At 24.5% G+C, this 22624-nt stretch carries 23 protein-coding genes and 1 tRNA gene; 8 read left to right on the top strand and 16 right to left on the bottom strand.

The genetic code is table 11. The features are described 5' to 3' along the window. Window positions 1-4 precede the first annotated feature (4 nt). Complete coding sequence (gene lepB, locus BGIGA_RS00445; RefSeq protein ID WP_014726415.1) at window positions 5-1474, top strand: signal peptidase I; 1470 nt, start codon at window positions 5-7, stop codon at window positions 1472-1474. On the opposite strand, the gene BGIGA_RS00450 is transcribed toward lepB, so the two are convergent. From BGIGA_RS00450 to BGIGA_RS00475, 6 genes are all read right to left on the bottom strand, one after another. Further along, window positions 1468-2172: a rhomboid family intramembrane serine protease gene (locus BGIGA_RS00450; RefSeq protein ID WP_014726416.1), complete on the bottom strand. Its 705-nt coding sequence runs from the start codon at window positions 2170-2172 to the stop codon at window positions 1468-1470. The two genes, lepB and BGIGA_RS00450, sit on opposite strands and share 7 nt — an antisense overlap. 3 nt (window positions 2173-2175) lie before the next feature. Beyond that, complete coding sequence (mutL, locus tag BGIGA_RS00455; RefSeq protein WP_014726417.1) at window positions 2176-3900, bottom strand: DNA mismatch repair endonuclease MutL; 1725 nt, start codon at window positions 3898-3900, stop codon at window positions 2176-2178. Continuing rightward, window positions 3897-4385, bottom strand: coding sequence for a 6,7-dimethyl-8-ribityllumazine synthase (gene ribH / locus BGIGA_RS00460; protein ID WP_041178332.1), 489 nt, complete (start codon window positions 4383-4385; stop codon window positions 3897-3899). Before ribH ends, mutL begins: the two co-directional genes overlap by 4 nt. 12 nt (window positions 4386-4397) lie before the next feature. Continuing rightward, complete coding sequence (locus BGIGA_RS00465) at window positions 4398-5009, bottom strand: tol-pal system YbgF family protein (RefSeq protein ID WP_014726419.1); 612 nt, start codon at window positions 5007-5009, stop codon at window positions 4398-4400. A gap of 38 nt (window positions 5010-5047) precedes the next feature. Beyond that, entirely contained in the window at window positions 5048-6391 is a 1344-nt protein-coding gene (gene gldE / locus BGIGA_RS00470) for a gliding motility-associated protein GldE (RefSeq protein ID WP_014726420.1), read from the bottom strand. Between the two features lie 89 nt (window positions 6392-6480). Then, complete coding sequence (locus BGIGA_RS00475) at window positions 6481-7533, bottom strand: A/G-specific adenine glycosylase (protein WP_014726421.1); 1053 nt, start codon at window positions 7531-7533, stop codon at window positions 6481-6483. An 82-nt stretch (window positions 7534-7615) separates the two neighbouring features. On the opposite strand from BGIGA_RS00475, the gene BGIGA_RS00480 reads away from it, so the two are divergent. From BGIGA_RS00480 to BGIGA_RS00490, 3 genes are all read left to right on the top strand, one after another. Further along, window positions 7616-7909 (top strand): HU family DNA-binding protein, encoded by a 294-nt coding sequence (locus BGIGA_RS00480; RefSeq protein WP_014726422.1) that lies wholly within the window; start codon window positions 7616-7618, stop codon window positions 7907-7909. A gap of 181 nt (window positions 7910-8090) precedes the next feature. After that, a complete protein-coding gene (locus BGIGA_RS00485) occupies window positions 8091-9608 on the top strand; it encodes an Rne/Rng family ribonuclease (RefSeq protein ID WP_014726423.1) in 1518 nt (505 codons plus the stop codon). Window positions 9609-9632: 24 nt separating this feature from the next. Further along, window positions 9633-9715: transfer RNA gene (locus tag BGIGA_RS00490), tRNA-Leu, on the top strand. Here the strand turns inward: BGIGA_RS00490 and BGIGA_RS00495 are convergent. Genes BGIGA_RS00495 through fabD form a run of 3 tightly spaced genes read right to left on the bottom strand, consistent with a single transcriptional unit; the run spans window position 9716 to window position 12819 of the window. Continuing rightward, window positions 9716-10966: a citrate synthase gene (locus BGIGA_RS00495; protein WP_014726424.1), complete on the bottom strand. Its 1251-nt coding sequence runs from the start codon at window positions 10964-10966 to the stop codon at window positions 9716-9718. A gap of 47 nt (window positions 10967-11013) precedes the next feature. Continuing rightward, window positions 11014-11949: a GYDIA family GHMP kinase gene (locus BGIGA_RS00500; protein WP_014726425.1), complete on the bottom strand. Its 936-nt coding sequence runs from the start codon at window positions 11947-11949 to the stop codon at window positions 11014-11016. Between the two features lie 9 nt (window positions 11950-11958). Beyond that, on the bottom strand, window positions 11959-12819 hold the full coding sequence (gene fabD / locus BGIGA_RS00505) for an ACP S-malonyltransferase (RefSeq protein WP_014726426.1): 861 nt from the start codon (window positions 12817-12819) through the stop codon (window positions 11959-11961). A gap of 44 nt (window positions 12820-12863) precedes the next feature. On the opposite strand from fabD, the gene BGIGA_RS00510 reads away from it, so the two are divergent. Then, window positions 12864-13631 (top strand): TatD family hydrolase, encoded by a 768-nt coding sequence (locus tag BGIGA_RS00510; protein ID WP_014726427.1) that lies wholly within the window; start codon window positions 12864-12866, stop codon window positions 13629-13631. Window positions 13632-13648: 17 nt separating this feature from the next. Here the strand turns inward: BGIGA_RS00510 and fumC are convergent, their stop codons facing one another. After that, complete coding sequence (fumC, locus tag BGIGA_RS00515; RefSeq protein WP_014726428.1) at window positions 13649-15034, bottom strand: class II fumarate hydratase; 1386 nt, start codon at window positions 15032-15034, stop codon at window positions 13649-13651. Window positions 15035-15217: 183 nt separating this feature from the next. Here fumC and BGIGA_RS00520 point away from each other — a divergent pair, with 183 nt between their 5' ends. Beyond that, the gene (locus BGIGA_RS00520; protein ID WP_014726429.1) at window positions 15218-15526 is read left to right on the top strand and encodes a septum formation initiator family protein; all 309 of its coding nucleotides are present in this window, start codon (window positions 15218-15220) and stop codon (window positions 15524-15526) included. Here the strand turns inward: BGIGA_RS00520 and mnmG are convergent. Both mnmG and ybeY read right to left on the bottom strand, forming a co-directional pair. After that, complete coding sequence (gene mnmG / locus BGIGA_RS00525; protein ID WP_014726430.1) at window positions 15523-17397, bottom strand: tRNA uridine-5-carboxymethylaminomethyl(34) synthesis enzyme MnmG; 1875 nt, start codon at window positions 17395-17397, stop codon at window positions 15523-15525. The genes BGIGA_RS00520 and mnmG overlap by 4 nt on opposite strands. A 6-nt stretch (window positions 17398-17403) precedes the next feature. Continuing rightward, entirely contained in the window at window positions 17404-17823 is a 420-nt protein-coding gene (gene ybeY / locus BGIGA_RS00530) for an rRNA maturation RNase YbeY (RefSeq protein ID WP_014726431.1), read from the bottom strand. 39 nt (window positions 17824-17862) lie between these two features. Between ybeY and BGIGA_RS00535 the strand changes: the two genes are divergently transcribed. Further along, window positions 17863-18573: a phosphatidylcholine/phosphatidylserine synthase gene (locus BGIGA_RS00535; protein ID WP_014726432.1), complete on the top strand. Its 711-nt coding sequence runs from the start codon at window positions 17863-17865 to the stop codon at window positions 18571-18573. 4 nt (window positions 18574-18577) lie between these two features. Further along, entirely contained in the window at window positions 18578-19345 is a 768-nt protein-coding gene (locus tag BGIGA_RS00540) for a 3'-5' exonuclease (RefSeq protein ID WP_014726433.1), read from the top strand. Window positions 19346-19349: 4 nt separating this feature from the next. Here the strand turns inward: BGIGA_RS00540 and htpG are convergent, their stop codons facing one another. The 4 genes from htpG to rpmG all read right to left on the bottom strand — a co-directional run bounded on the left by htpG (window position 19350) and on the right by rpmG (window position 22623). Beyond that, window positions 19350-21221: a molecular chaperone HtpG gene (gene htpG, locus BGIGA_RS00545; RefSeq protein ID WP_014726434.1), complete on the bottom strand. Its 1872-nt coding sequence runs from the start codon at window positions 21219-21221 to the stop codon at window positions 19350-19352. Window positions 21222-21305: 84 nt separating this feature from the next. Then, window positions 21306-22265 (bottom strand): signal recognition particle-docking protein FtsY, encoded by a 960-nt coding sequence (gene ftsY / locus BGIGA_RS00550; protein ID WP_014726435.1) that lies wholly within the window; start codon window positions 22263-22265, stop codon window positions 21306-21308. After that, window positions 22265-22441 carry a DUF4295 family protein gene (locus BGIGA_RS03095; protein WP_014726436.1) on the bottom strand — a complete coding sequence of 59 codons (177 nt, stop codon included), beginning with the start codon at window positions 22439-22441 and terminating at the stop codon, window positions 22265-22267. The genes ftsY and BGIGA_RS03095 overlap by 1 nt, the downstream gene beginning before the upstream one ends. Continuing rightward, window positions 22441-22623: a 50S ribosomal protein L33 gene (rpmG, locus tag BGIGA_RS00555; RefSeq protein WP_014726437.1), complete on the bottom strand. Its 183-nt coding sequence runs from the start codon at window positions 22621-22623 to the stop codon at window positions 22441-22443. Before rpmG ends, BGIGA_RS03095 begins: the two co-directional genes overlap by 1 nt. Window position 22624 lies beyond the last annotated feature (1 nt).

Raw genomic sequence — 22624 nt, forward strand, 5'->3', positions numbered from 1 at the left:
ATTTATGTACCAATATTTTATTTTTAGTGGTATTTTTTTATTTTTTGCACATGTTATTCATGTTTTAGGAACATGGAAATTTTATAAAAAATTGGGTGTAAAATCTTGGAAAATTTTTATTCCTATATATAATATTTTTATTCTTTTAAAAATTTATAAAAGATCCATATGGTGGATTTTTCTACTATTTATTCCATTAACTAGTATAATTTTAATTTTTATTTTGTGGAGGGATTTAATTTTCACTTTTTTAAAAAAAACAAATATAAATGTTGTTTTGTTTTTATTATCTGCAGGATTATACATTTATTATGTAAATTTTTTCAAAAATATACAATTATTAAAAATTGAAAATATAAAAAAAAAAGAAAATAATATAGGAATTTTATTAGCTGTTATTTTTTCTTTTATAATTCATACTTACATAGTTCAACCTTTTGTAATCCCTACTTCTTCAATGGAAAAAACTTTATTAGTAGGAGATTTTATATTAGTCAGTAAAATTCATTATGGATTGCGAATGCCTATGTCTCCTATTTCTATTCCTTTTACACATAATAATATTATTGGAAATATAAAATCTTATATTTCTATTTTTCAATGTCCTTACTTTCGTTTTCCTTCTATACAATCTGTGAAAAGAAATGATATTGTCGTTTTTAATTATCCTAAGGATTATAATCATAAAATAATAGATCGAAAAGATCATTATATTAAACGTTGTGTAGGATTACCTGGAGATATAATTTTGATTAAAAAAGGTGTTTTATTTGTGAATCATCATAAAGAAAAATATTCTTCAGAAAAACAACAAGCTTATTTTATTAAAACAAAAGATATTCCTTTGAATATAGAATATCTTAAAAATAAAATGGATATTGAAGATATTGAATGTATTGAAGAAAAAAATGATGAATATTTTTATCAAATTATGTTAAATGAAAAAAAAGTAACTCAAATACAAAATTTATTTAATAACATAGTTTTTATAAAAAAGTATATTCTTCCTATTCATTTTAAAGAAAAAAGTATATTTCCTAATCACTCTGATTGGAATAGAGATTTTTTTGGTCCATTACACATTCCTAAAAAAGGAGAATTTATAAAATTTAATTCTCATATTTATAATGAAATTTTTACTTATGAAAAAGTTAACAAATTAGATATAATTTTAAAAAAATATTATAAAGTAAAAAATAATTATTATTTTATGATGGGAGATAATAGACATAATTCATCAGATTCTCGATATTGGGGTTTTGTTCCAGAAGATCATATAGTAGGGAAACCTATATTCATATGGATGAGTATTGATTGGGATCGAAAAAATCCTTTAAATATATTTAGTTGGAAATTTCGTTGGGATCGCATGATGAAAACAATAAATAATCAACATTCTTATTTATCTTTATTTTTTTTATTTTCATTTGTATATTTAATCTATCTCTTATTTAAGAATGAAAAAATTCAATAAAAAATATTTCTTTCATTTTTTATAAAAAAACTTCCTATAAAATAACCTGATAAAATTCCTCCAATATGAGCGAAATGAGCGACTCCAGGTGCAAAATTAAAAATAGCCGAGGCTAAACTTCCAAAAATAAAAATTATAAGAGCTTTTCTAACTGCTATTGGAAAAGGAAAAGGAAGAATAAAAATTTTATGTTCAGGAAAAAATTTAGCAAAAGCTCCTACAATTCCACTTACGGCTCCAGAAGCTCCCATCATAGGAGAATACATAGAAGTATAAAGATTTATTTTTTGTTCTTCATTTAAATCATCTAACATTTTTTTGGCTTGTGAAAAATCTAAAGTTTGAACAAAATAATATAAAATACCAGTATTAAAAATGATTTGAAATAATGCGGCTAAAATTCCCGATAAAAAATATATAATTATAAATTTTTTGACTCCTAATAGAGTTTCTATCTGTCCTCCAAACATAAATAAAGCTAACATATTAAAGATTATATGCAAAAAAAGTCGTTTAGAGTGTACGAACATATGAGTCAAAATTTGATAGAATTCAAATCTTTCATCTAAAGGATGATATAAAGAAAGAAGACTCTCTATTTTATATTGTGAAAAAACAAAAGCAGCTGTGTACACAAGTATATTGATACTAATTAAATGTTTGACAGCATCTGAATTGAAATTTGTATAAAAATTCATTTTTTAAAAAAGGTTTTTGCTTAAAACAAAAAATATGGGATCTCCTGAATATGTATAATTTGGATTATGACAAGAAAATAAATTTTTAATTATATACTCCATTTTTTCAGGATATAATTTTGTTCCGTATTTTATAGATGCGGATTTGGATATAATTTGAATAAGTCTTTCTTTATTATTTTTTTTTCCTTGAATAAAATTATATGTTATAATATTTTGAATGATTTCAACCAACATATTTTGTTGTATATTTTCAGGAACGGAATACAAATAAGCTGATTTTTTACAAATATATAAATGAAATCCAAAATTTATCAAATCATTTTTTATATTATTCAAAGAAATAAATTCTTTTTTCAAAAGTTTTACTTTTATAGGAAAAATAAATTGTTGACTTATCAAATTTTTTTTGAGAAAAAAAAATTCAAATAATATGTTTTGATGTGCTTTATGTTGATCCACCAATATCATATATTCATTATTTAATACAAAAATTATGTATTTTCTATTCATCTGAATAGTTTTTATTTTTTCTTTATGAGAAACATAATGAGATAATTCTTTTATAAATTGGAAATCGTTATTGAATGTATCAAAATTAGATTCATTTATTTTATGAAACCAATTTTCTAGTTGTATAATTTTTTCTTGATCAGAAAATTTATCACAAAATAAATAATCTTTTTTGAATGATTGACAAGATAAAAAAATATCATAGTTTTTCAACTCATTATTTTTTACTTTATATTGATAAAATAAAATATTTTTGATTTCTTGTTGAATCATTTCACCAATAGTCTCTTCTTCTTCTAATTTTACTTCTTTTTTTGCTGGATGTAGATTCCAATTTACTAAATTGGAATCTACAAAAATAAAAATAAAATAAGATACTGTTTTCAAATCTCTTAAAAAACCATCATAAGCATGAATAATTTTTTTATGTATAAGTAAATGTGTAACACAACGTTGATTGATCAATAAGAATTGATCTCCTTTTTTTATAGAAATATCTGGAACACTAACAAATCCTTCTACAAGAATTCTATTTTTACTTACAAAAATAGGTACTAAATTTTTTCTTTTATTTCTAAAAATTTCTTTAATCCTTTCTATTAAAGAAGTTTTTTTTAAATGAAAAATAATTTTATCATTATGATAAAATCGATATGTTATATTTCTGTGTGCTAAAACAATTTTATAAAATTCATAAATAATATGTTTAAATTCTATTCTATAAGATTTTAAGAATTTTCTTCTGGCAGGAAGTTTAAAAAAAATATTTTTTACTGAAATTCTTGTTCCTTTCAGCATATTTATAGGAATTTGTTTTTTTATTTTTCCTTCTTCTACAATAAGATGAATTCCAACTGCATCTTTTTCATTTTTAGTTTGTATTTCTAATTGAGAAATAAGAGCTATAGAAGCTAAAGCTTCTCCTCTAAATCCTTTTGTTTTAATTCTGAAAATATCATCATATTTTTGAATTTTAGAAGTAGTATATCTTTGAATGCTCATTTTAGCATCATCAATACTCATTCCTATTCCATCATCTATTAATTGAATCAATGTTGTTCCTGAATCATTTATAAAAATGTCAATCATTTTTGCGTTTGCATCTATTGCATTTTCTAAAAGTTCTCTTAAAATAGAAGAAGGACGATGTATGACCTCTCCTGCAGCTATTTGTTGAATCACTTTTTCAGGCAAAAATTGAATAATATTTTTCATTTTATTTTTATAGATTTTTTAAATAAAGACATATGTATAGCTGTTTTAGCACATTCTATCCCTTTATTTCCATTTTTTCCGCCTGATCGATCAAAAGATTGTTGTTGATTTATATCAGAAAGAACACAAAATATAACAGGAACATCATACATGATATTAATATCTTTAATTCCATTCGAAATAGCTTGACATAAATATTCAAAATGAGGAGTTTCCCCTTGTATGAGGGATCCTATTGCAATAATTGAATCAAAATTGCAACAATGGGCTATTTTTTTAGAAGAATAAATTAATTCATAACTTCCAGGAACTTCCCAAGTTTTAATTTTTTCTTTTAATACTCCTAATTTAATTAAAGTATCGTAAGCACCTTTATATAATCTATTTGTAATTTCTATGTTCCATAAAGAAACAATAATCGCTAACTTTAAATTAGCGTTTTTAACTTTTTTTTTATTTAATGAATAAACAAAACCTGCCTTCATAAACATAATAATTTATAACTTATTTTCAATAAACATAAGATATTTTTCAACACTTTTTTTATACAAAAAAAAAGGATATTTTCTTTCTATTTTTTTAAAAAAAAATTTAGAATCTTTATACTTTTTCATATAAAAATTTAATAATGCTGCTTTGTAATAATAAAGAGGAGTCGTTATTTCATTTTCTCTTATATTTGCTGCAATGATGTAATTTTTTAGAGCTTCTTTTTTATTTTTTATTTGAATGAAAGCGTCTCCTATAATTCCGTATTTCATAGAAGATAAAATTTCATCTTTTGCGGAAAAACTTTTCATTATTTTTATGGATTCTTTGTAATCACCCAATTTATAATAGCAAATTCCTGCATAAAATTTAGATATATTTCCTGCTTTGGAAAAAGGAAATTTAGAAACAATACCTGAAAATCCTAAATAATTGATTTTAATATTTTTTCTATTTAATGCTTTATCTATTTCTCCTTTAGAAAGATATTGTTGAGCATAATTCAATTCTTTTATCGCCTTTTTCTCTGATGTAGAGAAAAAAATTGTTTTTAAAAAAAAACATGTCCCAACTATTATGATTAAAAATATAATATAAAAAAAAATTGTATTTTTTTTCATGACAAAAAAAACTATAACATTATATAAATTTAATTTTTTTATAATACATTGTCTAATTCATTTTTTTTTCTTATTACTTCTATAGTTTTGATTCTTTTATGATCAATACTTTTTATTATAAAAGAATAGTTTAAAAAATTTATTTTCTGTTTTTTTTTTGGAAACTCTTTATTTATTTCCATAATAAATCCTCCTAAAGTATCTGCATCACCTTTTTTATTTTCAAAAAAAACTTCTTCTTTAATATCCATAATACGATAAAAGTTAATTAAAGATGTTTTTCCATCAAACAAATAATTATTTTGATTTAATTTAGAGTAAGACATGTCATCTTCATCAAATTCATCAATAATATCTCCCACAATTTCTTCTATCACATCTTCAAGAGTGACTAATCCACATGTTCCTCCGTATTCATCTACCACAATAGCTAAATGTATTTTCCTTTTTTTAAAATCGTTTAAAAGATCATCTATCTTTTTTTTTTCTGGAACAAAAAAAGGACTATGAATTAGTCTATTCCATTTAAAATTTTTATCATAAATAAACGGAAGCAAATCTTTAGCAAAAAGAACTCCTTCTATATCATCAATACTATCTTTATAAATAGGAATACGAGAATAACCTTGATAGGTTACTAATTCTAAAACATCAGAAAAATTTATGGTTCGATTTAAAGCAAACATATCTATTCTTGGAGTCATAATTTGATGTGTTTCTGTATTTCCAAAATCAACAATTCTTTGCAAGAATTGACATTCTTTAACATTTTTTTGATTTGGAGATGTAATTTTTAAAGCCTTTGAAAGTTGGTCTACAGAAATAATATTCTTTTTTTTTATTACTTTTTTTTCTATAGATTTTGAAATCAAAATTATAATTTTACTAATTGGATATAATATTTTGCTAAGAACCATTAAGGGTTTTGCCATAAAAATAGCAAAACGAAAATTATTTTTACTCGCATATATTTTAGGTATTATTTCTCCAAATAAAAGTAAAATAAAAGTAAGAACGACTACCTCTAAAATAAAATTAACAGGAACATGAAATCGCTTATAAACAAAAAAATATTTGTTTTGTAAAAATTCTGTAATTAAATAAGAACTTAATATGACAATTCCAATATTAGAAAAATTATTAGATATTAATATTGTTGCTAATAATTTTTTTTTATCTCTTAGAATTTTAAATACAATATTTCCTTTCCAAGAGTTTTTTTTTCTTTCTCTATCAATGGTTTTTTTTTCAATACAAAAAAAAGCAGTTTCTGATCCAGATATTAGTGCGGAGAATAATAACAGTATTATGATTAATGCAAAATAAAAAACAAAATATAAAGTTTTTTCTAAAAAAACATTCGTCGAAGATTCTTTTTCCATGAGATTAAATTTTGATAATAATTTTTATAAAATAAATATGATAAAAAAAAGGATCTTAAATTCATACTAAAATTCATTGAAAATAAAAACTAAATCATTTTTTCATGTTTTAAAAATAAGACAATAGGACGAGGAAAAGGGTATTCGTTTATTTTATTATATGGTATAAAAAAAAAATTATCAAAAAATGTATTTTTATCAAAATTTTGTAAAATTTCACAATTTAAAAATCTAATTGATAAAATTTGATGAGTAAGTTTATGTTCTATTTGATAAATCAAAGTGTTAAAAAAAATCACTCTAAATTTTTCCCAAATTTTATCAGCTATTTCATAAATTGAAAGATTTTTTTCCGATTCTATTAAAGGAAAATCATAAAGACCCCTCCATATATCTTTTTTAGTAGATCTTTTGTTTAAACAAATATTTTTATTTTGATCACATACGAAAAGATAATAAAAAAATCTATGTTTTATAAACTTTTTTATTTTTTTTACAGGTAATTTATATACAGTTCTATTTTTAATGGAAAAACAAGAATTTTTAACTGGACATAATAAACATTTAGGACTTCTTGGAGTACATAAAATAGAACCTAAATCCATAATTGCTTGATTAAAAATTCCTGGTTGTTCAAAATCCATCATTTTTGAAACGATAACTCGAAACATATTTTTTGTAGTTGTAGATGTAATATCATTATAAATTCCTAAGTATCTGGAAAATACTCTGCAAGCATTTCCATCAATAGCAGGGATAACTTCATGAAAACATATAGATGCAATGGCTGCTGCTGTATATGGACCTATTCCTTTATATTTTATTAATTCTTGATATTTTTTAGGGAAAAAAATTTTTTCATTTTTTAATTTTATAGCAAAAGAATGTAAATATTTTGCTCTAGAATAATACCCCAGACCTTCCCACTTTTTCAACACATCTTTTTCTTCTGCTTTAGCTAGTTTTTCTAAACTTGAAAATTCTTTTATAAAATTTAAATAATACTTTATGGTTTGTGATGTTCTTGTTTGCTGTAACATAAACTCTGAAACCAATATATAATATGGATTTTTAGTTTCTCTCCAAGGAAATTTTCGATAATTTTTTTTGTACCAATTTATTATTTTTTTGTTAAAATCCATATACCTTTAATTTTAGAGCAATTTTATAAAAAATTGGTATATTTAGGAAACCAAATTTTGTTATTTGATATAATGATTTAACATGACAAAAGCAGATATAATAACAGAAATCATATCAGAAACTGGATCTGAAAAAATTGATACACAAAAGGTTATAGAAATATTTATGAAAAAAATAAAACAAAGTTTAACGTCTGGAGAAAATGTTTATTTAAGAGGATTCGGATCATTTATTATTAAATATAGAGCGAAAAAACTTGGACGTCATATATCCAAAAATATGTCTATTGTAATTCCTGCGCATAATATACCAGCATTTAAACCTGCAAAATCTTTTACAGAATTAGTGAAAAAAAATGTTCCTATAAAGAAATAGGAATGAAATAATGAGTATCTATGAATTAAATTACTAAATGAAAATTATGCCAAACGGAAAAAAAAGAAAAAGACGTAAGATAGCAACTCATAAAAGAAAAAAAAGAAATAGAAAAAATAGACATAAAAAGAAATAATAAATTATTGTAAGTTATAAAACTTTTTTCCTTGTTTTTGTGTGTATGAATAAAGAGTTAATTATAAATGCAGAAGAACAAGAAGTTAAGATAGCTCTTTTAGAAGAAGGAAAATTACTGGAGCTTCATATAGATATTTTTGATAAAAAATTCTCTGTAGGAGATATATATTTAGGAATAGTTAAAAAAATTCTATATGGATTAAATGCTGCTATCATAGATATAGGACATTCAAAAGGAGCTTTTTTACATTATGATGATGTTGGATTTCAAATAGATAAAATGTTGAATTTTATATCCAAAAATCACGTAAAAAAAGAATATAATCATTTAGAAGATAATAATTCTATAGATCATATATTGTATATTGGACAAAAAATATTGGTTCAAATCTCCAAAGAGCCGATTTCTAATAAAGGGCTAAAACTTACTACAAAAATTTGCATTCCAGGGAGAAATTTAATACTTATTCCTTTTTCAGAAAAAATTTTTATTTCTAAAAAAATAAAGAATGTAAAAGAAAGAAGTAGATTAATTTCTTACATAAAGAAAATAATACCTCATAAATTTGGTGTTATTATTCGTACAGTTGCGGACAATGAAACAGAAAAAGTTTTGAATGAGGAACTCATTTTTTTAATCAAAAAATGGAAAAAAACATTAAACAATTTAATGAAACTTTTGCCTCCAGTTCGAGTATTGAGTGAAAGTAGTAAAACTTATTGTTTGTTAAGAGATATATTCAATAACGATTTTCAATCGATTTATTGTAATAATAGTTTTCTTTGCCAGGAAATTCATTCATATTTATCTTTAATTTATCCAGAAAAAACCAACATAATTAAATATTATAAAGGAAATGTTCCCATATTTAAAAAATATGGAATAGAAAAACAAATACAAATTTTTTTAGGTAAAAATGTTCCTCTTGAAAATGGAGCTTATCTTATTATAGAACATACTGAAGCTTTACATGTTATAGATGTTAATAGTGGAACGAGTAATCACATGATGAAAAATTGTACAGAATCAGAAAGAAAAGATAATATTTTGAAAATCAATTTATTAGCAGCAACAGAAATAGCCAGACAACTTAGATTGAGAGACATGGGAGGTATAATTGTCGTAGATTTTATAGATATGTCTGATTCTGTACAAAAAAAACAACTATATGAACATTTAAAGGAAAAAATGAAAAACGATAGAGCAAAACACCACATTTTACCTCCTAATAAATTTGGATTAGTTCAATTTACCCGTCATAGAGTCAGACCTGAATTAAAAAAAATAAATATAAACAATAAAAATTCTCCTGAAAATTATATTCATCATTTGGAATTTGTTTTAGAAACTATTGTAAAAAATCATAAAGGAATACAATTACATATTCATTCTTTTGTTTCAGCTTATTTAAAAAAAGGATTTCCTTCAATTCAACAAAAATGGTTATTAAAATATAAAAAATGGATTAAAATAATTCCAATAGACTCATTTGAATACACAGAATATCGTATTATGAATAAAAATCACAAAATTATATCATCTTCTTTTTATTTTCATTAAAATTCATTATAAATTTTAAAACAAGTGGGCGTGGTGAAACCGGTAGACACGTCAGAATTAGAATCTGATGCCAATTAGGCGTAAGGGTTCGAATCCCTTCGCCCGCACTATTTTTTTATATTTCTTTTTTTATATCCTATATAAATTTGTCTGGGTCTACCTATAGGATCTCTGTTCAATTTCATTTCTTTCCAATGAGCCATCCATCCTGGCAATCTACCTAAAGCAAACATAACAGTAAACATATCTTTTGGAATCCCTATGGCTTGATAAATAATACCAGAATAGAAATCAATATTAGGATAAAGTTTTTTTTCTATAAAATAGGAATCTCGTAGAGCATTTTCCTCAAGATTTTTTGCTAATTCTAATATTGGATCAGAAATTCCTAATTCTTGAATCACATTTTCAGCTACTTGTTTAGCTATTTTAGCTCTAGGATCAAAATTTTTATAAATTCTATGTCCAAATCCCATAAGTCTAAATGGATCTTTCTTATTTTTTGCTTTTTCTATCCATTTTTTTATATTCCCTCCACTTTTTAAAATATCCTCTAACATTTCAATTACAGCTTGGTTCGCCCCTCCATGTAATCTACCCCAAAGAGCAGTCATCCCTGCAGATATAGATGAAAATAATCCTGCATGAGCAGAACCCAATAAACGAACGGTAGTTGTGGAACAATTTTGTTCATGATCTGCATGTAATATTAAAAGTTTGTTTAAAGCATCCGCAATAATCGGATTATGTTCATAAGATTGATTAGGAACAGAAAAAAACATTTTTAACAGATTAGATATATAATCCAGATGATGATCTGGATGAGTTGGAGGTCCCCCAACTTTTTTCCTGTAAGTTAAAGCTGCTAACATAGGTAATTTGGCTAACAAATGAATATACATATCTTCTTCTTGTAAACAATCTATAAATGCATCTAAAATATAGGTCAAAGAAGATAAAATTCCCATTGGATGATAAAAATTAGGAATATGATCAAGGATTTGATTCATCTCTTTATGAAGATGATTAAATTTTTTTATTCTTTCAGAAAAAGACTTTAGTTGTGCAGTATCAGGAAGTTCTCCATTTAAAATAAGATAACTCGTTTCTATAAACGAACATTTTTTAATGATTTGTTCAATAGGATATCCTCTATATAATAGTTCTCCTTTTTCTCCATCTATAAAACTAATGGAACTTTTAGTCATTCCTGTGTTTTTAAATCCTGGATCAAATGTAATAAAGCCTGTACTTTCTCTTAATTTAGAGATATTAATAGCTTTATCATAACAAGTTCCATAAATTACAGGAAATTTGTAATGATATCCATTGATATTAAAATTTACGACACTGTACATAATAATAAATTTTTAATTATATATGATTAATATAAATAACTTTTATTTTATATTTTGAAAATCATTTCATCAAATGAAATTAGAGTATTAAATCCTTTCTTAGAAAAATAATTTTTCATTCCTTTTCTAGAACTTATCAAAACAAAATCTCCTCCCCAAGCACCTAAACTTTTGACAATTCCTAAATAATCTGGAAAATATATTTCTTTAATAGTAGGAATATTAAGTATTTTTGATATAATTTTTTCATGTTTTAGCAATAACTCTTCGAATTCTTTTAATGTTTTACAAAAAGGAATTTTTAAAGTTATATAAGATATGGATTCAATATTTTCATGAGATATGTTAGATATATTAGAGTAAAAATATTGTATTTCATCACAAGTATTCTGTTTTTTATTGAGATGAAGAAAAAAAAGTTGATCTTTAAATGGTGGATTAAATTCTATGGGAATTATATGAGGTTTTTTATTACATAATTTATAAATTATAGGTTTTGAAATTGAAACACAAGCAATATCATATCCACTTCCTGGAAAAGAATGACCTAACAACATGTAAGGATCTATTTTGGCCCATTTTGCGATATTGTTAATTAATGTGGAACTACTCCCTAACCCCCAATTTCTTGGAAATTCTAATTGTGTTTTAACATATATTCCTAATGAATTAGGAAGAAAGTTTTTTTGAATTTTTTTAGATTTTAATAATAAATCTCTTAGTTTAAGAGCTGTATTTTTTTCTGTTTCATAGCAAATATCTAAAGAAGGAAGCTGAAATATTCCTTCAAACCAAAGTTTATTGATTTCATCGTAACATTTCCAATGTAAAACAGAAGAAAAATTCTGACCTAAGATAGTTAATGACTGTCCTTTAATTGTAGGTAAAGCTAATCCACAGGCTCCACACAAAATAAAATATTCTCCTGTTAACAATAGTTTTCCATGACTATAAAAAAAATGTCTATATCTATGTCGAGGCATTTTATATTTTTAAGCAAAATTTCTTGAAATTTTTTTAATTAAACCTTGTAAAATATTGCCTGGACCTATTTCTGTAAATAAAATGGCACCATGATCCATCATATTTTTTATAGATTGTTTCCATTTAACTGGAGCCGTCAATTGTTTTACAATATTATTTTTTATTTCATTAGATTTTTTAACAGGTAGAGCCGTTACATTTTGATATATTGGATATTTAGAATCTTTAAAATCAATTTTATTTACAATTTTTTGAAATTTTTTTTGGGCTGGTTCCATAATTGGAGAATGAAAAGCTCCATGAACAGGAAGAGTCAATATTTTTTTAGCTCCTATTTTTTTTAGATAGGAACAAACTCTTCTTAAAGCTTGAATTTCTCCAGAAATAACTAACTGTTCAGGACTATTATAATTAGATGGAACTATAATTCCATGATCTTTTTTACAAACATATTCTATAACTGAATCTTTTAACCCAAACACTACAGCCATCCCTCCAGAAGTTAATTCACAAATATTTTGCATAATTGAAGCTCTTTCATTCACTAGTTTTAATCCATCTTCAAAAGAGAAGACATTAATTGCTGCTAAAGCAGATAATTCCCCTAGAGAATGTCCAGCTACCATATCAGGTTTAAAATTTTTTGATATTTTTGCTTTTATAACTGAATATATATAAATCGATAATTGTGTATATTTTGTATTTTTTAAAGTATCGATAGATCCTTCAAACATTATAGATGTAATTTTAAAACCTAAAACTTCGTTAGATAATTGAAATAATTTTTTTGCTAAATGAGAATTTTTATATAAATCTTTTCCCATTCCTACAAATTGAGATCCTTGACCAGGAAATAAATAAGCTTTCATAAAATTTTTTAATTTAAAAAAAAAAACTTGAAATTAATTATTACATGAAAATTACTGATACTCATACCCATTTATACATGAAAGAATTTGATGAAGATATTAGTTTTGTAATACAAAAAGCCTTTCATAAAGGAATCAATAGATTTTTACTTCCTTCTATAGATAGTTCTACTATTCCTAATATATTAAAATTAGAAAAAAAATATCCTAATGTATGTTTTTCTATGATAGGGTTACATCCTAATAAAGTAAATCCAAATAGTTTAGATAAAGAATTGAAAAATATTAAAACATGGTTATGTAAACATTCCTTTATTTCTATTGGAGAAATAGGAATGGATTTACATATAGAAAAGAAATTTGTTTCTGAACAGGAATATGCTTTTAAAACTCAAATACAGTGGGCGAAAAAAAAAAGATTACCTATAGTTATACATTGTCGAAAAGCTTTTGATCAAGTTTTTCATATCTTATCAAAAGAAAAAAACTCTTCTCTTAAAGGAGTTTTTCACTGTTTCTCCGGAACTTTGGATCAAGCTAAAAAAATTATTGATTTTGGAATAAAAATAGGTATTGGAGGAATGATTACTTTTAAAAATAATCATATTAGCCAATTTTTACATAAAATAAGTTTGAATCATATAGTATTAGAAACGGATTCCCCTTATCTTGCTCCACATCCTTTTAGAGGAAAAAGAAATGAACCGGAATATTTAAGAATTATCTTGAAAAAACTATCACAGATTTATTCTATGTCAGAGGAAAAAATATCCGATATTATTCATTTGAATGTAGAAAAATTGTTTTTTTAAAAAAAATAATTTAATTTTTATACCATTTTAGATGGATTCACTAATTTTTCGAATTCATGAAGTGTTAAATATCCTAATCGAATCGCTTCTTCTTTTAATGTACTATTATTTTCATAAGCAGATCTCGCTATTTTTGCTGATTTTTCGTATCCAATATGAGGATTAAGAGCAGTTACTAGCATCAAAGATTTATCCAAAAATTCTTTAATTTTCTTATAATTTGGTTTTATTCCTTTTACGCAAAAAGAAGAAAAAGAAGTACAAGCATCTGAAAGAAGTTGGGAAGATTGTAAAAAATTATATGCCATTAATGGTTTAGCGACATTCAATTCATAATTTCCTGAAGATCCGGCCATAGAAATAGCTATATCATTCCCTATAATTTGAGTACAAACCATAATAATAGCCTCACATTGAGTCGGATTAACTTTTCCTGGCATTATAGAAGATCCGGGTTCATTTTCCGGAATATGTATTTCTCCAATTCCTGAACGTGGTCCAGAAGCTAAGAAACGAATATCATTTGATATTTTTATTAAAGAAACAGCTATTTGTTTAAGGGCACTATGAGATTCCACTATTGCATCATGAGATGATAATGCTTCAAACTTATTTTTTGCTACTTTAAAAGGAAAACCAGTATATTGACATATATATTCGGTTATTTTTGCATCATATCCTTTAGGAGCATTCAATCCTGTTCCAACAGCTGTCCCTCCTATAGCCAATTCAGAAAGATGATCTAAAGTTTTTTTTATAGCATTTAATCCATGATCTATTTGAGAAACATATCCAGAAAATTCTTGTCCTAGAGTAATAGGAGTTGCATCCATAAGATGGGTTCTTCCTATTTTAATAACATTATGAAATAATCTTGATTTTTCTTCCAAAGTTTTTTTTAATTTCTGTATAGAAGGAATAGTTTTATTTACTAATTTTTGATAAGAAGCTATATGCATTGCAGTAGGAAAAGTGTCATTAGATGATTGAGACATATTCACATCATCATTGGGGTGTATAAAAGGTTTAGAACTTCCTAATTTTTCTCCCATTAAAACATGAGACCTGTTAGAAATCACTTCATTGATATTCATATTGGTATGAGTCCCTGATCCCGTTTGCCATATCACTAAAGGAAATTGATCATTTAATTTTTCCTCTATAATTTCATCACAAACTAAGGATATCATGTCTTTCTTTTTTTTAGATAAAAGACCTAACTCAAAGTTAACATGAGCGGCTGCTTTTTTTAAAAAACCAAATGCATGAATAATTTCTATTGGCATAGAAGCCATTGGTCCAATTCTAAAATTATTTCTAGATCTTTCTGTTTGTGCCCCCCAATATTTATTAAAAGGAACTTTAACTACTCCCAAAATATCTTTTTCTATTCTATATGTCATTGTTATATTTTTAACGAAATTTATTAAAAATTATAATATCCATGATTATTAAATTTATAGGATTTTTGTTTTTTTTATTCATAACTATATCTGGTTTTTGGTGTGTATTTTTTTTATCCTTTTTTATTATTTACTGGATTATGAGTATGTTAATTCACACATTTTTAACCCGTTTTTTTGATCATGATAAAAAAAAAATATAAAATATTTAAAAATAAATATTTTTGGATTAGCATTTCTTTCTTTATATGGATATCTTTTTTTGATTCTAATTCTTTAGTTTTACACTATAAATTTAAAAAAAACATTCAGAACATGACACACAATAGAGATTGTTTGAAAAAAAAGGTTTCATTAGAAGGAACTCAATTAAAGAAATTAACTACAGATTCTAAATATATTGAAAAATTAGCAAGAGAAAAATTTTATATGAAAAAAGAAGATGAAGATTTATTTATTGTATCCAATAAAACAAAAGATAGAACAATTTAACGACCCATATGAATAAGTAAAATACTTAAATCAGAAGGAGAGATTCCACTAATTCTTGAAGCTTGAGCTAATGATATTGGACGATAATAATCTAATTTTTCTCTTGCTTCTGAAGAAAGAGATTTGATTGATTTATAATCGAAATTATTCGGAATTTTAAGACTTTCTAATTTTAATAGCTTTTTTGCATTTTCTTTTTCTCTATCTATATATCCCTTATATTTAATCCGAATCGAAACTTGTTCCAATATTTCCTGAGAAAAATCATTTTTTTTAATTTCTTTCATTAAAAATGGAATGGATATAATATCTTTAATATCAATTTCAGAACGAGATAAAATAGTTTCTATTCTTTTATCATGATATATTTTAGGAGATTTTTTAGCATCTAAAATAAAATTTATGGTTTTTGGATCAAAATTTTTATTCTGAAATAAATACATACATTTCTCTATCTTAGATTTTTTTCTATCTAATTGTATCATTTTTTCTTCTGAAATTAAACCTATATTGTATCCCATAGGGGTCAATCTTTCATCAGCATTATCTTGTCGCAGTAACATTCTATATTCAGCTCTTGAAGTAAACATTCTATAAGGCTCTTCTGTTCCTTTTGTAATCAAATCATCTATTAAAACTCCAATATAAGCCTGATTTCTTTTTAGAATAAATGGTTCCTTTTGATGAATTTTTAAATGAACATTAATTCCTGCTATTAATCCTTGCGCTGCCGCTTCTTCATATCCAGTTGTTCCATTAATTTGTCCAGCAAAAAAAAGATTTTCTATCACTTTACTTTCTAAAGTAGCTTTTAATTGTTCTGGTGGAAAATAATCATATTCAATAGCATATCCAGGTTTCAATATTTTTACATTTTCAAAACCGGAAATTTGTTTTAAAGATTGATATTGTATTTCTTCTGAAAAAGAAGTAGAAAATCCATTTATATATACTTCAACGGTATTCCATCCTTCTGGTTCAACGAAAATAATATGTTCTTTTTTATCCGAAAATCGAAAAACTTTTTCTTCTATAGAAGGACAATATCGGGGACTAGCACCTTGAATGGATCCAGTATAAACGGGAGAATCATTGAAATGATTACGTATAAAATCATGTATTTTTTGATTAGTATAAGTAATGTAGCATTTCCTTTGTTGTTCTAGTTTTTTTAGATTATGAAAAAAAGAAAATTTTTTTGGATTTATGTCTCCATTTTGAGATTTCATTTTATCATAATTTAAAGAACGTCCATCTACTCTTGGAGATGTTCCTGTTTTCATTCTTCCAAATTTTAATCCAAAACTTCTAGTTAATTGTTCCGTAAGTCCTCTGACTTCTTGTTCTGAAATTCTTCCTCCATTAATTTTTTTTTCTCCAATATGTATTTTTCCATTTAAAAAAGTCCCATTTGTAAGAATTACTGTTTTTCCTTTAATTTTTAATCCAAAATAAGTTTTTACTCCTTTAATTTTATATTTTTCTATTATTAAAGATGTTACTGTATCTTGGTATAGATATAATTTAGCATTTTTTTCTAAAAAAGATCTCCAATAACAGGAATATAATCTTCTATCACATTGAGCTCTAGGACTCCACATAGCTGGTCCTTTAGATTTGTTTAACATTCTAAATTGAATTGTACTAAGATCTGCAATGACTCCAGAATAACCTCCTAAAGCATCTATTTCTCGAACAATTTGACCTTTAGCAATTCCTCCTATAGCCGGGTTACATGACATTTGACCTATCGTTTGTAAATTAGTAGTAATGAGCAAAGTTTTTGATCCCATATTAGAAGCGGAAGAAGCAGCTTCTACTCCAGCATGTCCTCCTCCAACCACAATAACATCATATACATCTAAAAACATAATTTTTTAGAATTGAAATAAATTTAAATAAAACTCTTCTTTTTTTTTCATGATTTTTTTTTCTATATGATTATGATCATCATATCCTAAAAAATGTAATATAGCATGTATCATAACACGTTTTAATTCACTGATAAAAAATTGATTCCATTGTTTGGAATTATCATAAACACGATCTATACTAATAAATATATCTCCAGAAATATATTTATTGATAGAATAATTAAACGCAAGTACATCTGTGTAAAAATTTTTTCTCAAATATTTTTTATTCATATCTAAAAGATAATCATCATTACAAAAAATATAGTTAATATTTCCAACAAACATCCCTTCATTGTTTAATAAAATACAAATTTCTTTAATAAAGAAAGATTCTTCTTTAATAGAAAAATTAGAAATTTCACAAAATAATTTAATCATCATAAAATAATATTTACTATTTTAGAATAATTTTATTTACATATGTTGATTACACTAAAAATAATTCCTAACATATTTACTTTATTAAATTTATTTTGTGGATGCATATCTATTATATTTTTGCAATATAAAAATTTTAATCATTCTGCTGTTTTTACTTTATTTTCAATAATTTTTGATCTTTTGGATGGTTTGTTTTCTAGATTGATAAAAAACAAAAATCCATTTGGAAAAGAATTGGATTCTTTAGCAGACATGGTTTCTTTTGGATTAGTTCCATCTATAATAGTTTTTATTTTACTGAAAAAAATAACACCAATTCCATTTATTGAATATTCAGCTTTTTTTATTTCCATTATTTCTGCATGGCGTTTAGCTAAATTTAATATTACTCCTAATAATAATTATGTCGTAGGACTAACAACACCCGTTAATGCCTTGTTTTTTTCTTCTTTATCTGTCATAATTACAAATCATGCTATCTTTTTTAGCAATAAAAAAATCATATATTTTATTACAATGCTTTTTATGATATTCTTCTCATGTTATTTTTTAATATCCAAGATTACAATGTTTTCTTTAAATTTTGAAAATTTTTCTTGGAAAAAGAATAAAATGCGCTATTTTTTTTTATTGATTAGTACATTTCTTTTATTAACTTTACATGTAATAGCTTTGCCATGTATTATTGTTTTTTATATAATAACCTCAATCTATTTTCATAAAAAATTAAAACAAAAAAATTCATACTAAAAACATGAAATTAAAACTGCATCGTCCTATTTGTTTTTTTGATATAGAAGCAACAGGAATCAATATAGGTAAAGACAGAATTATAGAAATATCCATATTAAAAATATTTCCTAATAGAAAACAGGAAGATAAAACTTGGTTAATTTGTCCTGGTATTCCTATTCCACCACAATCTACAGCTATTCATGGCATTAAAGATGAAGATGTAGAAGGAAAACTAAAATTCAAAGATGTAGCTTTTTCTATTTTAAAAATGATTGAAAATACAGATTTAGCAGGATATAATTCTAATAGATTTGACATACCTATTTTAGCAGAAGAAATGCTTAGAGCAGGAATATCTTTTGATATTAAAAAATATCAAACTATAGATGTTCAAGTTATTTTTCATAAAATGGAACCTAGAACTCTTTCTGCTGCTTATAAATATTATTGTAGTAAAGATCTAATAAAAGCTCATAGTTCTAAAGCGGATACATTTGCTACATACGAAATATTATTAGCACAATTAGAAAAATATGAAAACTTAAAAAAAGATGTAAAAAGTCTCAACCAATTTTCTCATCAAAAAAATATAGCAGATCTCGCTGGATTCGTGAAAATTGATGAAAAAGGAGACGAAATATTTAATTTTGGAAAATATAAAGGAGAAAAAGTTTTTGAAACCTTCGAAAAAGATCCCAATTATTATGGATGGATACAGAATTCAGATTTTCCATTGTACACAAAAAAAATATTAACAGGAATTAAATTAAAAAAATTTAATAAATAAATACTTATTCTTGTTCTTTAGTAAGATCTTTAAATTTTTTTGATATAAAATTCGTAAGATTTTTTCCATAGAGTAACCCTTTGGATAATAAAGTTAAATTTAAAGCTTCTTGTATAATTTTTTTTCTTTTTTCTTCTGATGTTTCTTTTAATATTTTTTTCATCAAAATATGATTTGTATTTGTTATCAATTGATAATATTTTTCTTGATCTTTTTCTTCCATATTTTTTCCTACGATAGTAGAATTCATTTCTTTTATCCTTCTTAAAAATTCTGGGATGATAATCAAAAAAGGATTGTCTGTTTCTGACAAATCTTCTAATTGTATAGAAAATTTCAAATTTTTTTCTGTTATATGATGCTTAATGAAATTCTTTAAATCTTGTTTTTCTTTTTCAGAAAGTTCTGAATAAGGTTTATTCTCTTTTTTATGAAAATTAATTAACTTATCAATATGATCTGAGTCCACTCGAACAAAACAAATATCTTGATAAGAAAATTCTAATTTATGTATTAAATGAACTGAAAGTGGACTGTCAAAAATCAAAATTTCATAACATCTGTCTTTGGCATCTTTTATGTAACTATACTGTTCCTCTTGATCTGAGGAATATAGAAAAACAATTTTACCTTCTTTATTTTTTTGAATTTCTTTAATCTTATTTCTAAATTCTTCTAGAGTAAAATAATTATTATCTACAGTATAAAAAACAAAAAATTTTATAGCTCTTTCAAAGAAATTTTGCGTACTAATCATTCCATACTCTACTATAATTTTTATATTTTTCCATATTTTTTGAAAATCTTCTCTTTTATTTCTAAACATAATATCCAACTTATCAGCTACTTTTCTAGTGATATATTTAGATATATTTTTAACAGATGCATCAGATTGCAAATGAGAACGTGACACGTTAAGAGGAATATCTGGAGAATCTATAACTCCTCTTAATAAACTAAGAAAATCTGGGACTATCCCTTCTAAATTATCCGTAATATAAACTTGATTTTGATACAAATGAATTTTATCTTTTTGTATATCTATTTTTTTATCTATTTTAGGAAAATATAAAATTCCTGTTAAATGAAAAGGATGATCTATGTTTAAATGAATCCAAAATAAAGGATTTTCTAACTGATTTGGATATAATTCGTGATAAAAATCTAAATAATTTTTATCGTTCAGTTGAAGTGTATTTTTTTTCCAAGCTGGATTAATATTATTGATCACTATTTCTTTTTCTTTATCCTCATTGTCTTTTGAGGACAAATAAATTGTGATCGGCATAAACTTACAGTATTTTTTTAACAATTTAAAAATACGATCATATTCTAAAAATTCCTTGTATTCTTCATGAATAGATAAAATAATTTCTGTTCCTCTATCTTTTTTATCAATTTCTTTCATGATGAAATTTGGATTGCCTTCACAAGACCAAAATATGGATGATGCGTTTTTTTTATAAGATTGAGTAAATATCATAACTTTATTTGCTACCATAAAAGAAGAATAAAAACCTAATCCAAAATGTCCAATAATGTTAGAATCTGTCGTATTTTTATATTTTTTAATAAATTCTTCAGCTCCGGAAAAAGCTATTTGATTAATATATTTATCTACTTCTTCTTTCGTCATTCCTATTCCATTGTCTAAAATATGAAGTGTATTATTTTTTTTATCTACGATAATTTTTACTTTAAAATTATCAGCAATGTCATATAAATTTTCTAACTTTATTAAAGTTTTTAACTTAACAACAGCATCTATAGCATTAGAAACTAGTTCACGTAAAAAAACTTCTTGATCTGAATAAAGAAACTTTTTAATAATAGGAAAAATATTGTCTGAAGTAACACTAATTTTATTTTTTACCATGATAATACTAAATTTTCAATTCAAAATACAATGATCATATCTCAAAAATCATACCGTCATCTACATAATGACCATATGACATTTTTATTTTATAAAAAAACAATCAATAAATTTTTTATCATCAAACACTTTTAAATCTTGTATTTTTTCTCCTGTCCCCAAATATTGTATAGGAATTTTAAATTGATCCATGATTCCTATTACCACTCCTCCTTTGGCTGTTCCTTCGATTTTTGTTAAAATAATAGAAGAAACTTGAACAAAATAAGTAAATTGCCTTACTTGTTCAAAAGCGTTTTGACCTGTTGTTGCGTCTAAAATAAGCATAATTTCATGAGGAGATTCAGGTATTATTTTTTTCATGACTCTACATATTTTAGAAAGCTCTTCCATAAGACTGATTCGATTTTGTAATCGACCAGCAGTATCAATTAGAACTACATCTGTTTGTTTAGATTTTGCAGATTGTAAAGTATCATATGCAACAGATGCTGGATCCGAATGCATATGTTGTTTAATTAAAGGAACTCCAGCTTTATTTGCCCATATTTCAAGTTGGTCTATAGCAGCAGCTCTAAATGTATCTGCCGCACCTATAATAACATGAAACCCTTTTTTTTTTAGAAAAAAAGCTAATTTTCCAATTGTAGTTGTTTTTCCTACTCCATTAACTCCTACAATCAGGATTACATATGGTTTTTTTTTGTTATTTTTTGAAATCTTTTTTTCTAAACATAGATTTTCAATATGTATAAAAAGATTTTTAATTTCTTCTTTAAGAATATTATAAATATCTTGCAAATTTTTATATTTATCTATTCGAATTCTTTCTTCTAAATTGTTAATAATTTTGATAGTAGTTTGTGTTCCAATATCTGCAGATAACAATATTTCTTCTATGTGATCGACTATACTTGTATCTATTTTTGATTTTTTCAAGAATAGATTTTTTATTTTTGAAAAAAAGGATTCTCTAGTTTTCTTTAATTCATGATTAAATGTTTCATGGATTTTTGTTTCTTTTTTTAAATTTTTAAAAAACATTATGATTCCATCATTTTTTTGTAAAAAAAATTTTTTATTTCTTCATAAGAAATCATCTTATTTTCAAAAATATAAGAATCTGATTTTTTGGATTTCACTATTTTTATAGCCAAAATCATTTTTTTTGAAATCTTTTTTTTTTGGTTTTCTGCTTCTTTTACTCCTTTTTTAGACATTATTTAATCTCTTTATGAATTGTATATTTTCTTAATATTGGATTATATTTTTTTAATTCAATTCTATTTGGAGTGTTTTTCTTATTTTTCGTTGTAACATATCTAGAACAACCAGAAATTCCGGTTTTTTTTTGTTCAACACATTCTAGTATAACTTGTATTCTATTCCCTTTTTTTCCCATT

It is taken from the genome of Blattabacterium sp. (Blaberus giganteus), assembly GCF_000262715.1.
Classification (GTDB): Bacteria; Bacteroidota; Bacteroidia; order Flavobacteriales; family Blattabacteriaceae; genus Blattabacterium.

What these genes read in the sequence shown, in the direction of transcription:
- BGIGA_RS00475 (WP_014726421.1), bottom strand. Translation starts at nt 7,533, where the DNA reads ATGGATTTTAACAAAAAAATAATAAATTGGTACAAAAAAAATTATCGA.
- fumC (WP_014726428.1), bottom strand. Translation starts at nt 15,034, where the DNA reads ATGACATATAGAATAGAAAAAGATATTTTGGGAGTAGTTAAAGTTCCT.
- fabD (WP_014726426.1), bottom strand. Translation starts at nt 12,819, where the DNA reads ATGAAAGCTTATTTATTTCCTGGTCAAGGATCTCAATTTGTAGGAATG.
- rpmG (WP_014726437.1), bottom strand. Translation starts at nt 22,623, where the DNA reads ATGGGAAAAAAAGGGAATAGAATACAAGTTATACTAGAATGTGTTGAA.
- BGIGA_RS00500 (WP_014726425.1), bottom strand. Translation starts at nt 11,949, where the DNA reads ATGCCTCGACATAGATATAGACATTTTTTTTATAGTCATGGAAAACTA.
- BGIGA_RS00520 (WP_014726429.1), top strand. Translation starts at nt 15,218, where the DNA reads ATGATAAAAAAAAAATATAAAATATTTAAAAATAAATATTTTTGGATT.
- mutL (WP_014726417.1), bottom strand. Translation starts at nt 3,900, where the DNA reads ATGAAAAATATTATTCAATTTTTGCCTGAAAAAGTGATTCAACAAATA.
- ribH (WP_041178332.1), bottom strand. Translation starts at nt 4,385, where the DNA reads ATGAAGGCAGGTTTTGTTTATTCATTAAATAAAAAAAAAGTTAAAAAC.
- mnmG (WP_014726430.1), bottom strand. Translation starts at nt 17,397, where the DNA reads ATGTTTTTAGATGTATATGATGTTATTGTGGTTGGAGGAGGACATGCT.
- gldE (WP_014726420.1), bottom strand. Translation starts at nt 6,391, where the DNA reads ATGGAAAAAGAATCTTCGACGAATGTTTTTTTAGAAAAAACTTTATAT.
- BGIGA_RS00465 (WP_014726419.1), bottom strand. Translation starts at nt 5,009, where the DNA reads ATGAAAAAAAATACAATTTTTTTTTATATTATATTTTTAATCATAATA.
- BGIGA_RS00495 (WP_014726424.1), bottom strand. Translation starts at nt 10,966, where the DNA reads ATGTACAGTGTCGTAAATTTTAATATCAATGGATATCATTACAAATTT.
- BGIGA_RS00450 (WP_014726416.1), bottom strand. Translation starts at nt 2,172, where the DNA reads ATGAATTTTTATACAAATTTCAATTCAGATGCTGTCAAACATTTAATT.
- BGIGA_RS00535 (WP_014726432.1), top strand. Translation starts at nt 17,863, where the DNA reads ATGTTGATTACACTAAAAATAATTCCTAACATATTTACTTTATTAAAT.
- BGIGA_RS00540 (WP_014726433.1), top strand. Translation starts at nt 18,578, where the DNA reads ATGAAATTAAAACTGCATCGTCCTATTTGTTTTTTTGATATAGAAGCA.
- BGIGA_RS03095 (WP_014726436.1), bottom strand. Translation starts at nt 22,441, where the DNA reads ATGTCTAAAAAAGGAGTAAAAGAAGCAGAAAACCAAAAAAAAAAGATT.
- BGIGA_RS00510 (WP_014726427.1), top strand. Translation starts at nt 12,864, where the DNA reads ATGAAAATTACTGATACTCATACCCATTTATACATGAAAGAATTTGAT.
- lepB (WP_014726415.1), top strand. Translation starts at nt 5, where the DNA reads ATGTACCAATATTTTATTTTTAGTGGTATTTTTTTATTTTTTGCACAT.
- BGIGA_RS00485 (WP_014726423.1), top strand. Translation starts at nt 8,091, where the DNA reads ATGAATAAAGAGTTAATTATAAATGCAGAAGAACAAGAAGTTAAGATA.
- BGIGA_RS00480 (WP_014726422.1), top strand. Translation starts at nt 7,616, where the DNA reads ATGACAAAAGCAGATATAATAACAGAAATCATATCAGAAACTGGATCT.
- ybeY (WP_014726431.1), bottom strand. Translation starts at nt 17,823, where the DNA reads ATGATGATTAAATTATTTTGTGAAATTTCTAATTTTTCTATTAAAGAA.
- ftsY (WP_014726435.1), bottom strand. Translation starts at nt 22,265, where the DNA reads ATGTTTTTTAAAAATTTAAAAAAAGAAACAAAAATCCATGAAACATTT.
- htpG (WP_014726434.1), bottom strand. Translation starts at nt 21,221, where the DNA reads ATGGTAAAAAATAAAATTAGTGTTACTTCAGACAATATTTTTCCTATT.